Raw genomic sequence first — 14,110 nt, 5'->3', positions numbered from 1 at the left:
GGCTGCGATTTTTTTCAAGCGTCAGCGCAACGCGTAATCCAGCACGATCCCGACGAAAATCGCCAACCCGGCCCAGTGGTTGTGCAGGAACGCCTTGAAGCAGCGCATCCGGTCCCGGTCGCGGGTGTACCAGAACTCCCAGGCGTAGCACCCGGCGGCCACCAGCAGGCCGAGGTGGAACCACATCCCCAACTCGAACTTCGACCCGGCCAGCAACAGGCAGCCCAGTGACAGTGCCTGTAAGGTCAGGATGATCACCCGGTCCGCTTCGCCGAACAGGATGGCCGTGGATTTCACGCCGATCTTCAAGTCATCGTCGCGGTCGGTCATCGCGTAATAAGTGTCGTAGCCCACCGTCCACAGCAGATTGGCGATCCACAGCAGCCAGGCAGCCGCCGGCAGTTCACCGGTTTCGGCGGTGAACGCCATCGGCATGCCCCAGGAAAACGCCGCGCCCAACACCACTTGCGGGTAATAGGTGTAGCGCTTCATGAACGGATAAGTGAACGCCAGCGCCAGACCACCCAGCGACAACCAGATCGTCGCGGCATTGGTGCACAACACCAGCAGGAAACTCACGCCCATCAGCAGGGCAAAGAACACCAGCGCCTCTTTCGAGCTGATCCTGCCGGCGGCCAGCGGACGTTCGGCGGTGCGCTTCACATGGCCGTCGACCTTGCGGTCGGCCCAGTCATTGATGACGCAGCCGCCGGCACGGGTCAGCACCACGCCGAGGACGAAAATCACGACGTTGGCCAGCGAAGGCGAACCTTTACCGGCAATCCACAGAGCCCAGAGCGTTGGCCACAGCAGCAGGTAAATGCCGATCGGCTTGTCCATCCGGGTCAGCTGGATGAAGTCCCAGGCACGCGGGTTCAGGCGATTCAGGGATTTGAGCAGGCTCTGATACATCAGCAGTTCTCCGGACGGGCGCGGACGGCTTCCCACAGCGTAGGCAGGAAAATCTCCGCCACCAGTACGCTCAATGCGCCACGGTCGAAACGCGAACGGCGGCCCCACAGACCGGTGGCCCGGGAATCCTCGGGCAGCCAGTGTTCCGGGTAATGGCAGACTTCGATGGCGCGGCGCTGGAACGCGTGATCGCAGAACAGCAGTTCGCCCAGCGAGCGGCTGCCCAACTCATCCATATGCAACCCGTCGCCCTGCAAGGCGCTGCGCGACGCAACGCTGCGAGCGAACACCCAGGCCTCGCCAAGACCGCGCAGATACACTTCGCGCACCCAGCCTTCGCTACCTTCGGCCAGGTCCAGCGCCGCGCATTCGTCGTCGCGCAGGGTCTGCCAGCCTTCGAACAGCGGCGTGACGCTGAAGCCGTCATCGGACAGACGCGTCAGGCGGCGGGTCAGGGAGCCTTCGTCGAACAGCCAGTCGAGCGTGGACGTGTCGGGGAGGGGTGTCAGGTGGCTTTGCAGGCGCCACAGCGGGGCGTTTTTGAGTTGCACAATGAGTCATTATTGGCAGCAAATGAGGCGGCGAGCTTACCATGGCGAACCGCGAGTTTGATTGATCCGGGCCGCCATTGCGCCGAACAGGCTTGCATCTGGCCGGTACGATCAGTACAAAACGCCCTGAGCCGGACGGCAGCGCTGCACCATCGACCGTCCGCGCCAGCTAAAGCCTGAATCCTGAGGAAGTACCTGAATGAAGAAGTGGCAATGTGTGGTCTGCGGCCTGATCTATAACGAAGCCGATGGCTGGCCGGACGACGGCATCGCGCCGGGCACCCTGTGGCAGGACGTGCCGGAAGACTGGCTATGCCCGGACTGCGGCGTCGGCAAGATGGACTTCGAAATGATCGAAATCAACTGAGAACCCACAAGGAGTAAGGCATGAGCGCACCTGTCGTAATCGTCGGCACCGGGCTGGCGGGTTACAACCTGGCCCGTGAGTTTCGCAAACTCGATGGCGAAACCCCGCTGCTCTTGATTACCGCCGATGACGGTCGTTCCTACTCCAAGCCGATGCTCTCCACCGGCTTCGGCAAGAACAAGGACGCCGACGGCTTGAGCATGGCCGAACCGGGCGCAATGGCCGAGCAATTGAAGGCCGAGATCCGCACGCACACCCGCATCAGCGGCATCGACCCGGGCCACAAGCGGCTGTGGATCGGTGAGGAAGCGGTGAACTATCGCGACCTGATCCTCGCCTGGGGCGCCGAAACTGTGCGTGTGCCGATCGAAGGCGATGGCGCAGACCTTGTATTCCCGATCAACGATCTCGAAGACTACGCACGTTTTCGCGCTGCGGCGGCGGGCAAGCGCCGGGTGTTGCTGCTCGGTGCCGGCCTGATCGGCTGTGAGTTCGCCAACGACCTGATCCTCGGCGGCTATGAAGTGCAACTGGTTGCACCGTGCGAGCAAGTGATGCCGACCTTGCTGCATCCGTCCGCTGCGGCAGCGGTGCAGGCCGGGCTGGAAAGCCTCGGTGCGCGGTTCCACCTCGGCCCGGTACTGACCCGACTGCAAAAAGTCGCCGATGGACTGGAAGCCCACCTGTCCGACGGCCAGGTTGTCCCTTGCGATGTGGTGGTCTCGGCAATCGGCCTACGCCCACGGATCGATCTGGCGGCGGCTGCCGGTATCCAGACCAATCGCGGCGTGATGGTCGACCGCCACCTGCAAACCTCTCACGCCAACATTTATGCCTTGGGCGACTGCGCCGAGGTCGACGGGCTGAATCTTCTGTACGTAATGCCCCTCATGAGTTGTGCGCGAGCGCTGGCACAGACCCTGGCCGGCAACCCGACGGCGGTGAACTACGGGCCGATGCCGATCACCGTGAAAACCCCGGTCTGCCCACTGGTGGTTTCGCCGCCACCACGGGGCCGCGAAGGCGTCTGGACGGTCGAAGGGCAGGGCGCCGACGTCAAGGCGCTGTGTCACGACGCAGAAGGGCAATTGCTCGGTTATGCCCTGACCGGCGCGGCGGTGATGGAAAAACTCGCGCTGAACAAACAGCTTCCGGCCTTGCTGGCGTAAATACTGGTCGTTCTGTCGGAATCACCCCGCTTTTGCCCCCACAAAGGTCACGGGGAGACTGGCGCCGCCCTTAACCGCGTGCCATCCTCACTCCCGTCTGCCGCAGAGTAGAGCCTGCGGCGCCTTGGGCGCTGTTCCAACGAGAACAGCACGGACATAACAACAAAAAACCGACTCAAAGGGGCTTCACTAATGCGTAAACCAGAACTCGCCGCTGCAATCGCTGAAAAAGCGGATCTGACCAAAGAGCAGGCCAACCGCGTTCTCAACGCTGTTCTCGAAGAAATCACCGGCGCCCTGCACCGCAAGGACAGCGTCACGCTGGTGGGCTTCGGCACCTTCCTGCAACGCCATCGCGGTGCCCGCACCGGCAAAAACCCGCAAACCGGTGAGCCGGTGAAGATCAAGGCCAGCAACACTGTTGCGTTCAAGCCAGGCAAATCGTTGAAAGACAGCGTCAATCCATAATTGCGGCGTACTTCCTGAATCACGGGGAGAACCGGAATGAAAAAATGGGCACACCGATCAAACCGGGTGCCCATTTTTTGTGTCTGGAGGATTCCAGAGACCGCCGATTCTCATCTGGCCGTCATTCCTGTTTTGGTTGAGTGTATGTTGTCTTGATATTCATACGTTATCAGCCAATATCTTGTTTATTGTCTAGTTATGTAGGCATTGCTGGTGTTGCGTATAGTGTGAATATTGCTGAGATCCAATGCCTTTAAATTGAGACATAAGGGCCATTTTATTCATTAGTGCCCAGATTTTCGTACGCAGGGATTGCATTGAGTGTGATGCAGCTCGATCCTTCTGCAATGTCTAGTATTGAATACACACACTTCGTGATTTGCACATTCGCTCCAGGAATTTAGACACTATGCGCCTCCAAGCCATGACTGACGATGCGATTGCCAGCGCCATTGGTGCCCGGCTCCAGGAATTGCGCCTGAAGAAAAATCTCAGCCAGGAGCATGTCGCCAGGGAAGCCGGCATCAGCCGGCAGACCTTGATCAACCTTCTCCATGGCAAAGGCACCCTGGTGAATCTGCTGGCCGTCCTGCGTGTCATTGGCGAGCTGGAAAGAGCAGCTTCACTCGTAGAGCCTGTTCGGCCGAGCCCTTTGCAAGTGATCAAGATGGCCGGGACCCGGCGTATGCGGGCAACCGGCACACGGGCGGTGGGCAAGGCATCGGCAGGGAGCGCAAGCGATACGGTGTCCGGTAGCGAAGTCAAAAAGGAGGTTGATTGGTGATTACTGCAAAGGTGTATCTGTTCGACCGGTTTGTCGGGGGGCTGCTTTGGGATGAGGGCACCGAACTCGGATTGTTCGAATACGATCCTGAATTCGTAAAAACCGGTATCGAAATCTCGCCCATCCATATGCCCTTGGCAGCCAATGAGACATACGCTTTTCCCGGCCTGAACCGGGAAACCTACAAAGGCCTTCCGGCTATCCTGGCTGACTCTCTGCCGGACGATTTCGGTAACGCACTGATCGACGCCTGGCTCGCCAAGGAGGGACGTGACAAAGCGACGTTCACTCCTGTTGAAAGGATCCTGTATCAGGGTTCGCGCGGGATGGGTGGGCTCGAATATCGGCCCGCCCTCACAGGCTCGGTTAACGCCAGTGAAAGTGTCCAGATTGACGCGCTGGTAGAGCTCGCCAGCGAAGTGCTCTCGCAACGCGAAAGCCTGGCTGATCGTCTCGCCCATCACGATACCCAGGTCGATGATGAGGCTCTGAAACGTTTGATCCAGGTCGGTACCAGCGCTGGCGGTGCGCGGGCCAAAGCGGTTATTGCGATGAATGCGGCTGGCGAGATCCGCTCAGGGCAAGTCATGGCGCCAAAAGGGTTTTCCTACTGGCTGCTGAAATTCGACGTTGCCAAGAACACCGACGTCCTGGCCGACTCGCAAGGCTTCGGCCGCGTGGAGTACGCCTATTCGCTCATGGCCAAGGCCGCCGGCATCACCATGAGCCCGTGTGAGTTGCTGGAAGAGGGTGGCCGTGCCCACTTTCTGACCAAGCGCTTTGATCGAACCGATGACGGTGAAAAGATCCACATGGCCACTCTTTGTGCCATGGATCATGCCGACTACAAACAGCCGGGCGGCTATTCGTACGAGGAGGCTTTCGGGGTCATGCGAGTTCTTGGTTTGCCGCGCAGTGACGCCGTAGAGTACTTCCGCCGCATGGTTTTCAACGTAGTGGGCCGCAATCAGGATGACCACACCAAGAACACCAGCTTCCTGATGGATCAGGCAGGCACTTGGTCTCTTTCCCCGGCCTATGACGTTTCGTGGTCGTACCAGCCTGGCAGTTTCTGGGTCGCGACCCACCAGATGACGATCAATGGCAAGCGCGACAAGTTTGAACTCGCGGACCTCGAGGTCGTCGCCAGACAGATCCGAGGCATCGATGCCCCGGCCATCATCCAAGAAGTTTGCGCTGCCGTTAAGCGCTGGCGCGAGATCGCCGGATCGGTAGGTGTTGCACCGCGATTGATCGATGAGATCGAGAAAACACACCGGCTCTATCTCGGCGAAACCCTCGCCTGATCAAGCGGAGAAAAAATACCGGGTCAGGTGAAAGAAAATCGGTGCGGCGAAGCAGATCGAGTCCATCCGGTCGAGCATCCCGCCGTGGCCCTTGATCATCGTGCCCCAATCTTTCGCGCTCAGGCTGCGCTTGATCGCGGACATGACCAGGCCGCCAAGGAACCCCATCACCACGATGACCAGCGACATCAGCAGCGATTGCCAGAAGCTGAACGGTGTCATCCAGAACATGCAGCCACCGATCAGCGTGGCGGACAGCCCGCCACCGACCAGCCCCTCCACGGTCTTCGACGGGCTCACCAGCGGCGCAACCTTGCGTTTGCCGAAGAGCTTGCCGAACACGTACTGCAGCACGTCACTCATTTGCACCACGAACACCAGATAGAACAGCAGCAGTGCGTTCTGGCCCTGGAAACCCTGCAGATCCAGCAACAACAGCGCAGGCGCATGGCTGATGCAGTAGATGCAAATCATCACCCCCCACTGAATCTTCGCCGTGCGCTCCAGAAAACCGTCGGTGTCCTGGCTCAGTACCGCAATCGCCGGCAGCAGCAGGAACGCGTAAACGGGCACCAGCAGGGTGAACATCGAATACCAATGAGTGCCGATCAGCAGGTATTGCAGCGGGATCAGTATGAAAAACGCCGAAAACAGCGCGTTATGGTCACCGCGCGCCGTGGGCGTCAGGGTGATGAACTCGCGCAGTGCAAACAGGGAAATGAAACCGAACAACACAACCGTCGCATTGGGGCCAAGCAGCCAGGAGACGAAGAAGATAATGACCATCCCCCACCAGGCATTTACGCGCTGGTTAAGGTTTTCGATGGTTGCGATCGAGCTCTCACTCTTCGCGCGTCTGGCCAGTACACCGCCAATCAGCGAGGCCACCGCCAGCAGCCCGGCGATCGCCGCGAAGAACCACAGGAACTTGGTTTCCAGACTCATTTCGACAACCTCACGATGGCGTCACGCGCCCGCTCCAGGAACACCGGTTTCTCCTCGCCTTCAATCCTTTGCAAAGGATCGCCGATGCGGATCGTGCAAATGATCGGCAGCGGCACGTGCTTGCCCTTTGGCATCGAGCGATGCAGGTTTTCCAGGTAGATCGGCACCAGATCGACCTCGGGGAAGGTCTCGGCCAAACGGAAGATTCCGGATTTGAATTCACCGGGCAACGCCTGCGTCGAGCGGGTGCCCTCGGGGAAGATGATGATCGAATGGCCGGCGCGCACCACGTCGAAGATCGGCTCCAGCACGTTGACGCCCGGCGCCGGATTGCGCTCGATCAGCACCGCATTCAGGCCTTTCTGCGAGATGTATGACAGGAAGCGGTTCTTGCCCCAGTAATCGGCGGCGGCCACCGGCTTCACGTTCACCCGAGCTTCCGGCGGCAGTGCGGCGATGATCGCCAGGGTGTCCATGTGACTGGTGTGGTTGGCGAAATAAATGCGCTGGCGCGTGAGGTCCGGCGGGCTTTCCCAGCGGGCGGTCACGCCGATCAAGAAGCGCAGCACCGAAATCAGTGCATTACTGATCCACATGGGCGTTCCCCTTCAGTTGTCTGGCGATGGCCAGGGTTCGCGTCACGCAGGTAGCGACCGAGCCGATGGCAATGACGACCAGTGCGATCAGCAAAGCGTAGTGCGTCGCGTAGTAACTGGTTTCGAACACGTTCAACAGTAAGGCCACCGTCATCACCGCCATCCGGTGCTGCTTGGCCATCGGCCCCATGAAGCTCTGCGTGAGCCCAAGTGAACCGCCAAAGACCCGGATATAAGCCGTCAGCGCGGCGACCAGTGCGGCAAACCAGCCAAGATCGGACTGGCCGATGGCAAAGCCCAGCCCGACAATCAGCAGACTGTCCGCGACCCGATCCGGAAATTCGTTGTACAGGCTGCCAATGGCCGACTGCTTGCCGCCCTCGATCGCCACCATCCCGTCGAACAGATTGCACAACAGCCGTAACTGAATGCCGACGATGCACAAGATTGAACCGGCCACGCCGTTGTCGATGTTCAGCGTCACCGCGCCGAACAGCGCGAACACCATGCTGACGACGGAAATCTGGTTGGGGGAAATGTCCCGCTTGACCAGTACGTCCGTGAAGCGCCGCGCCCAACCCGCCGAGCGGGTCTTGATGGGCCTTCTGTTTTCATCCATTTGCCAATGTCCGTATCAGTGATGAGTTGCAGTGAGTTTATTGTGGTCGCTGGCGGTAGACGGTGCCTGACAATCGGGTGGTCACCAGGAATCGTAGGGGATGCCGAATTTTTCGATGTAGGCTTTGGATTCTTCATAGAGCTGCCTGTGTCTTCCGTTGGTCTTGCCACCGTAGGGACCTTTGGGATCGATCTTGCCCTGGACCCGCATGACTTCGGTCGACAAAAGACACTGGCCGCCCAGCCAGACCTTGGCGATGCCGCCTGGCGCGAGGCCGATGACCATCATATTTCGGTAATCCGTGATCCACTTGCCGTCAGCCCGACAGAAAACTCTCTCACCCTTGAGCATGATCTGGCGCACTGAGTCCGGGATTTTTATGAAGGCTTTGTAAGTCTGTGGTTCGGCCATAGACTGCCAGCGGACGAAGACCAGATAGGGCAGCGCGGCCCCCGTAACACGTCGACCTTTGCCTACCGGATGTTCCGGCCATCCTGGTGCCTGCCCACGGAAAGTGGTGGGCACGCCTTTGCTGTACGGTCGAGGATAGGCAAAGGCTGGAACTCCTCCGGCTGCGTCCAGAAACACGCGTTTGTTGACGTCCACGACGTCAGCATTTTCGATCCAGGCCTCCATGTAGTCGGGTGTGAAAAACCTGAGCATCCAGCCGTCATAAGGCAGCGATCTTGTACCACCGGATGTGCAGCCGCCCAGCAACACAATGAATATCAATGCAAAGCCAATCTTGAGCATGTACGAGTTCTCACGCATTGGGGTGTACCACACGAACAGACTGATCGGCGGGGCGGTTGATAAACAGGATGCTCAGCCCGGTTTCGTTGAGTCCCTTCGCAGCATTCCAGTTGGATGACAGATGAATGTAGCGTTGAGCGAGTAGCGCATGCTCGTTCAGGCTCAGATCGAGACTGCGGGATTCACCCAGCGCAAACGTCATCATTTTTCGAGCGATACCTATGAGCTCTTCCGGTAACGGGTAACTCTGAGATTCTTGGCTAATCGTTTCGAACTCGACCCCGTGCCGGCTCGCCAGCTCCCGCATGATTCGCAGGTAAATCAGGGACAGGTCATTGCGTACGACTCGTTCGCTGTAAACCGCCGCATACACATTCTTTGATTTGCGCCGATCGCCCTTGACGTTGCTGACCGTTTCCACCGCCCAGGTTTTGACTTGAAGCGTCAGCCCATAGAGATGCAGTTGGTCCTGAAGCCTGCCGAGTTCTTGCTCGGCCAATCGATAAGCATTGGTCGACGACGAGGGGGTATCAAAATCCACGTCGCGACTGCAGCGCGGCTTGCTCAGCAGTACCCGTTCAACAAGATTCGGTAAGTACCCGCCGCCCAAGTCGGAGTGGACGCCCGGCAACACAATGTCGGCGCTTCCACCACTGTTGAGCGAAAAGTTGTGGCGGCGTTCGTCCCGGGCAACCAGGTGCACAACTTTCTTTGCAATGTCCGGCGCCAGATACAGATTGACTTCGGGGTTGTTGGCGTCATGGACGCTGAAGTCGCCGTCGACCATGCTGCCTATGGCGGCAGCGGTGTCGAAGATGCCGATGAAGTTGATGCTGACATCGATGTTGGCCCGCCAGGAGAAGCTCTCAAGGAACAGTGACGAGTCCGCGGGAAGTAATTGCGCCAGCGGGCTTTGCTCGCCTTTCATTACTTCATTGGCGAAGTGTCTCGCAGCAGCGGCACCGCGGCTGAAGCCGAAGATGTCGAACTGAACGGATTCCACTTTCAAGGTCGGGTTTGCCAGCTCAAAAACGCGAATCCCGGCAATGATGCTCGCTGGGCTTTGCTTGACTCTCGCCAATACACCTTGTGCACCTGTGCCGGTCATTTGCGAAAACACCGAGTCGTCCTCATTGGCACTCGTACCTATGCCATCAAAGTAAATCGGTAGGTGCCAGATGGTTTCTTCTTCTACCAGTCGCCGTCCTTGGTCATCGCGATACAACCTATACAACTTCGCCACATTGCTAGTGTCATTCCCATAACTGCTATCCGGCACATTGCCCTGTCCGTCATACCCATGCGACTGGCAGAACTGTTGAATGTCCTCGGCTTCCTCTTCAAGATTCACATCCCGCGCATAGCAACCTTTCACCTGCTCGCTGTTGAACAGATTGTTCCCCGTCCCATCGAAAAACACGCCGATCCGCAACGTAATCCCGGCAGGCTTTTCATCCTCCAACTCGACTTCTTCTTCCTCTTCTTCGAGTTCGCTGTTCTCCGGAGCTTGAGTAGAGGCAGCCGCCTGTCCAGCGGCCAGGGCCGCCGCCATTTCGGTCGCTGGAACTTCAGTTGCTTCACCTGCGGATAACTTTCCACCCGTCACAATCTCGGTACTGCTGAAGATCCCGCCCTCGTCGATCACGATGTGATGACCGCCCGCGTTCAGCGTGATGCTGGCGCCCGCATCCAGCACCACAGTGGCTCCGGCCTTGATCTGCACTTGCTGTCCCGCCTCGACGGCAATGACCTTTCCGGCAGATGTCTGGCTGTTGCCCTGGATGCTTTCCCATCGATCCCGCCCAACCTCCAGCCGACTGTCATGGAGAATCTGCCGCTCCATATCGCGCTGGGCACGCAGATAAATCAGCTCCCGCCCGGCACGGTCTTCAAGCGTCAGTTCGTTGTAGCCGCCGGTGTCGGGTGAGCTGCGACTGCGCAGCACGGTTCGGGTCTTGTGCTCGGGCAGCTTGTAAGGCGCAGGCGTGAGTTTGTTGATCACGCAACCGGTGATCAGCGGATGGTCGGGGTCACCCTCCAGAAAGGTCACCACCACTTCCATCCCGACACGAGGGAGGGTGACGGCACCGAAGCCGTTTCCGGCCCAGTTCGATGACACTCGTACCCAGCAACTGCTGCGCTCGCTGTTCAACTCGGCCCGGTCCCAGGGGAATTCGATCTTCACGCGACCGAACTCATCGCAGTAGATCTCTTCACCTTTTGGTCCAGTTACCCGAGCGGTCTGGCTCACCAACGGTGACCGGCGCGCAGGCAGTGGAGGGCGGAAAACCACTTCGGCAGGAATGGCGCGGAAGCTGTTGCGGTATCCCTGGGTGAAACCGTCGGTGGGCTTGAGTTCGTTGGTGGCCGATTCCTCCAGCACTTGAGGTTGTCGCCCGGTGTGGGTGACTTCAAGCAACTGCCAAAGGCCGTTGCATTGCTTGCGGGTGTGTTCGGTCAGCTCGAACAGGTAACCACAGCGCAGGGTCGGCTGGTTGCTCTGGCCCTCGGTCGTTTCATAGTCGGCGCGATGGCGCTCCAGGGTCTGACGGGCAAGTTGTTTGCCGCGTTTTTCGTTCTCCATCGCTAATGGGTAGCGATAGTCTTCAAGTCGCGGCGTGAACCCGGCGCTGAAGCGGCTTTCCAGCAAGAGATGCGGGCGTTTCAGGTCGTAATCGCGGCGTGTGACATGACTGGTGCGTGTTCGGGCGTGCAGCGAAAACCGGCTGACCACCGGGTGCTCGGGCACCATCCCACAATCCTGCCGATAGGGAGTCGCACGCAGAGTTGGCAGGAACACCGTGTCATCGGTGAACAGCAGCAGATGCCCCTCGGCCGAGTGTTGGTGATGCCACGCCATACCTTCTTCGGCGCACAACCGCTGGATGAACTCGAAATCGGTTTCACCGTACTGGGTGCAATACGCACGTGGTGGCAAGGTCTGGACATGGAACCTGAACGCATCGGCAAGGATGCCGTGCCGTTTGAGCACTTGCGTGATGATCTGCGGGACAGTCTGGTTCTGGAAAATCCGTTGGTCGTGACTGAACTGCAAATAGTGAAGCTCTGGAACCAGTGTCAGGCCATAGTGCGACAGGCGCTTTTCCGACTCAGCGGCCTGCACATCCTCGATGCGCCCGTGAATACCTTCGCCATCCAGCCCGAATTGCAGGAACGCCGGCTGACCCAGCAAACTTTCCACGTCGAAGTCAGGGACCTCGCTGACGAGTTCAACCTTGATGGCATAAAGCGTGCTGACGGCCTCGGAACCCTCGAAAGCCAACACCTTGAAGTCGTTGCGAACGGCGGGGATCTGCAGCGTAAATCGCGCAGAACTGACAGCTCCAGACATGCGCTTATCCTTAAGCAGGGAAGGGGATTTGGCGTGATGTCGAAACCCTCCCTGGTCAGCGCACGCGAACATTGCCCGGCACGCTAACAAGGTGTGAAACAAATTTATGTAAGAAGAATCTCTGGTTTAAGTCGGAGCGTTCCGCGTTGTAAAACAACGTTTCGATTGTGGGAAATGCCTGTGGGAAAGTGATTCAAGACGATAAAACGCCCAAGCGATAATCCTGTGTGCAGGTATTCCAACAGTATTCAACATATGAATTGCCATCAATTTGATGGCACTTTTATTGTTCGCAGTTGTCGCCAGTCATTTGTTAATAGATGAGGGTGTATTTTCGGAAGCGTCCTACTTCAAATTTTTTCCGGGTTTGTCATGCTTTCCTCGGTATTTATGGAACGGGCGTGCTAGTGCTGTCGTTTGTTTTCACTGGATGCTCTAAATCAATGCTTCTGGGGGTTTTTGCCGAAAATGTGAAATATAAACCAATATCAGGGAAACCCCTGTCACATATAGGGCGATCTCCTACACACCCCAATGAACAGTTCGTCTTGTTGTTTAATCGGATGCTTGCTAGTGGCCATCATTGTGATTACGATGCGCGCACTTGAAAGAGCACACACTCAATTGGATGAGTCTTCTCACTGCTCTTCGATACTGTCCCCGCGCCGCTGCAACTCCAATAGGCGCACGACCGTAATCCAAATAAAGGCCATGGATGTCCTACTCAAGCAAACTTTCCGCCCATTACCTCGAACTCGCTAAAGTCTCTGTTTCCAAAGAGAATTTCGCGGGCGAAGACGTTCGTTTTTCGAGCGAATTCGAGGCGCTGGAAAGCGAGCTGGCCAAAGCCTCGTCGATGCACGAAAGCGGGCAGATCGACTGGCTGAAAATCCGCGAAAACAGCGAAAACCTGCTGCGTACCCAATCCAAGGATTTACGTGTGGGCGCCTGGCTCGCCTGGTCGCTGTACCAGCGTGAATCCTTCCCCGGGCTGCTTGCCGGCCTCGGTTTGCTGCACCACTTGTCGGAAAACAACTGGGCCGAAGTTCACCCGCTCAAACCCCGTACCCGAGCCGCCGCCATCGGCTGGCTGGTGCCGCGTCTGGAGCAGGTGATCACCGAGAACATCGCGATCAAGGAACAGCTGCCGATGTTCCGGCAGTTGTCCGAGCATCTTTCCGGTCTCGACGCGGCCTGTACCGAACATCTGGGCGATGACGCGCCGCTGCTGCTGCCGCTCTCCCGTCGCCTGAAAACCATGATCCAGCGCGCCGCCGACAACCAGCCGGCACCCGGCGTGGTGGGCGCTGCGGTGGCACAGGTCAAGCAGGCTGCCAGCCAATTGCTGGCGCCCGGCGCGCCCATCGATAACGAGAAAGAAGCCCATAAGGCCCTGCGTGCCCAGCAGGATAGCGCTCGCCCATTGTGCGCCTGGTGGCTCAAGCAGAAAGCCACCGACCTGCGCGCCCTGCGCCTCAACCGCACCTTGCTGTGGATGACGATCGACGCGGTGCCGGAGCGAAACGCCGAGCAGATCACCATGCTGCGCGGGTTGCCGGTCGACAAGCTCAAGCAGTATCAGGACCGTTTTGACCAGGGTAAATACGCCGACTTGCTGGTGGAACTGGAGGCGAGCCTGGCGAAGGCGCCGTTCTGGTTCGATGGGCAACGAATGGTCTGGGAATGCCTCCAGAACCTCAACGCCGAGCTCGCCATGCGCGAAGTGGAAATCCACTTCGCGCTTTTGATTCAGCGCCTGCCCGGCATCATCGAACTGCGTTTCCATGACGGCGCGCCGTTTGCCGATCCGTCCACCCGGGCGTGGATCGCCGGCAACGTCATGCCGCATCTGCAAAGCGCCAGCGCGCCACGCAAGGTGGAAAGCGAGAACGTCGAAACCCAGCCCGCCTGGGAAAAGGCTTTGGAAGAAGTCCAGCCGATCCTGCGCAAGGAAGGCCTCAAGCCTGCCGTGCAGATCCTCAAGCAGGGTCTGCAATCGGCTCACGGCGGCCGCGAACGCTTCTTCTGGCAATTCGCTCTCGCGCGGCTGTGCTTCCTGGCCAAGAAATACGAACTCGCCAAGAACCAGCTCGAAACCCTCGATCAGACATTACAGGACTCAGGCCTGCACGCCTGGGAGCCCGATCTTGCATTGGAAGTGCTGCACCTGCTGCACAGTTGCTGCGAGTTGTTACCGCAGAACCATGCCGTACGTGAACGCAAGGAAGAGATTTATCGCAGGCTGTGCCACCTCGATCTCGAAGTGGTACTCGAATAGGCCCCAGGG

General features: G+C 58.5%; 13 protein-coding genes. 6 read left to right on the top strand and 7 right to left on the bottom strand.

Features of this window, described 5'->3' with window-relative positions; genetic code table 11:
* Positions 1-21: 21 nt before the first annotated feature.
* A complete protein-coding gene (gene ubiA, locus JJN09_RS19650) occupies positions 22-912 on the bottom strand; it encodes a 4-hydroxybenzoate octaprenyltransferase (protein WP_249483149.1) in 891 nt (296 codons plus the stop codon).
* On the bottom strand, positions 912-1,463 hold the full coding sequence (locus JJN09_RS19645) for a chorismate lyase (RefSeq protein WP_249483147.1): 552 nt from the start codon (positions 1,461-1,463) through the stop codon (positions 912-914). Before JJN09_RS19645 ends, ubiA begins: the two co-directional genes overlap by 1 nt.
* Before the next feature lie 199 nt (positions 1,464-1,662).
* Between JJN09_RS19645 and JJN09_RS19640 the strand changes: the two genes are divergently transcribed.
* From JJN09_RS19640 to JJN09_RS19620, 5 genes are all read left to right on the top strand, one after another.
* Complete coding sequence (locus tag JJN09_RS19640; RefSeq protein ID WP_007954349.1) at positions 1,663-1,830, top strand: rubredoxin; 168 nt, start codon at positions 1,663-1,665, stop codon at positions 1,828-1,830.
* Positions 1,831-1,850: 20 nt separating this feature from the next.
* Complete coding sequence (locus JJN09_RS19635; RefSeq protein WP_249483145.1) at positions 1,851-2,999, top strand: NAD(P)/FAD-dependent oxidoreductase; 1,149 nt, start codon at positions 1,851-1,853, stop codon at positions 2,997-2,999.
* A gap of 192 nt (positions 3,000-3,191) precedes the next feature.
* Positions 3,192-3,467: an HU family DNA-binding protein gene (locus JJN09_RS19630; RefSeq protein ID WP_003213368.1), complete on the top strand. Its 276-nt coding sequence runs from the start codon at positions 3,192-3,194 to the stop codon at positions 3,465-3,467.
* Between the two features lie 409 nt (positions 3,468-3,876).
* Positions 3,877-4,251, top strand: coding sequence for a helix-turn-helix transcriptional regulator (locus tag JJN09_RS19625; RefSeq protein WP_249483144.1), 375 nt, complete (start codon positions 3,877-3,879; stop codon positions 4,249-4,251).
* Positions 4,248-5,558 (top strand): type II toxin-antitoxin system HipA family toxin, encoded by a 1,311-nt coding sequence (locus tag JJN09_RS19620; RefSeq protein WP_249483141.1) that lies wholly within the window; start codon positions 4,248-4,250, stop codon positions 5,556-5,558. Before JJN09_RS19625 ends, JJN09_RS19620 begins: the two co-directional genes overlap by 4 nt.
* Here JJN09_RS19620 and JJN09_RS19615 read toward each other — a convergent pair whose 3' ends face one another.
* The 5 genes from JJN09_RS19615 to tssI form a co-directional block, all read right to left on the bottom strand.
* Positions 5,559-6,503 (bottom strand): phosphatidate cytidylyltransferase, encoded by a 945-nt coding sequence (locus tag JJN09_RS19615; RefSeq protein WP_249483139.1) that lies wholly within the window; start codon positions 6,501-6,503, stop codon positions 5,559-5,561.
* Positions 6,500-7,099, bottom strand: coding sequence for a 1-acyl-sn-glycerol-3-phosphate acyltransferase (locus JJN09_RS19610; RefSeq protein ID WP_249483138.1), 600 nt, complete (start codon positions 7,097-7,099; stop codon positions 6,500-6,502). The genes JJN09_RS19615 and JJN09_RS19610 overlap by 4 nt, the downstream gene beginning before the upstream one ends.
* The gene (locus JJN09_RS19605; protein ID WP_249483137.1) at positions 7,086-7,718 is read right to left on the bottom strand and encodes a CDP-alcohol phosphatidyltransferase family protein; all 633 of its coding nucleotides are present in this window, start codon (positions 7,716-7,718) and stop codon (positions 7,086-7,088) included. Before JJN09_RS19605 ends, JJN09_RS19610 begins: the two co-directional genes overlap by 14 nt.
* A gap of 81 nt (positions 7,719-7,799) precedes the next feature.
* A complete protein-coding gene (locus JJN09_RS19600) occupies positions 7,800-8,489 on the bottom strand; it encodes a DUF2931 family protein (RefSeq protein WP_249483135.1) in 690 nt (229 codons plus the stop codon).
* Entirely contained in the window at positions 8,482-11,823 is a 3,342-nt protein-coding gene (tssI, locus tag JJN09_RS19595) for a type VI secretion system tip protein TssI/VgrG (RefSeq protein WP_249483134.1), read from the bottom strand. The genes JJN09_RS19600 and tssI overlap by 8 nt, the downstream gene beginning before the upstream one ends.
* A 715-nt stretch (positions 11,824-12,538) precedes the next feature.
* Between tssI and tssA the strand changes: the two genes are divergently transcribed.
* Positions 12,539-14,101: a type VI secretion system protein TssA gene (gene tssA, locus JJN09_RS19590; protein WP_249483133.1), complete on the top strand. Its 1,563-nt coding sequence runs from the start codon at positions 12,539-12,541 to the stop codon at positions 14,099-14,101.
* Positions 14,102-14,110: the final 9 nt, after the last annotated feature.

This window comes from Pseudomonas sp. HS6 (assembly GCF_023375815.1).
In the GTDB taxonomy this organism is placed as follows: Bacteria; Pseudomonadota; Gammaproteobacteria; order Pseudomonadales; family Pseudomonadaceae; genus Aquipseudomonas.
The sequence above is the reverse complement of the archived record's forward strand: the minus strand, read 5'-3'. Positions and strand labels throughout refer to the sequence as shown.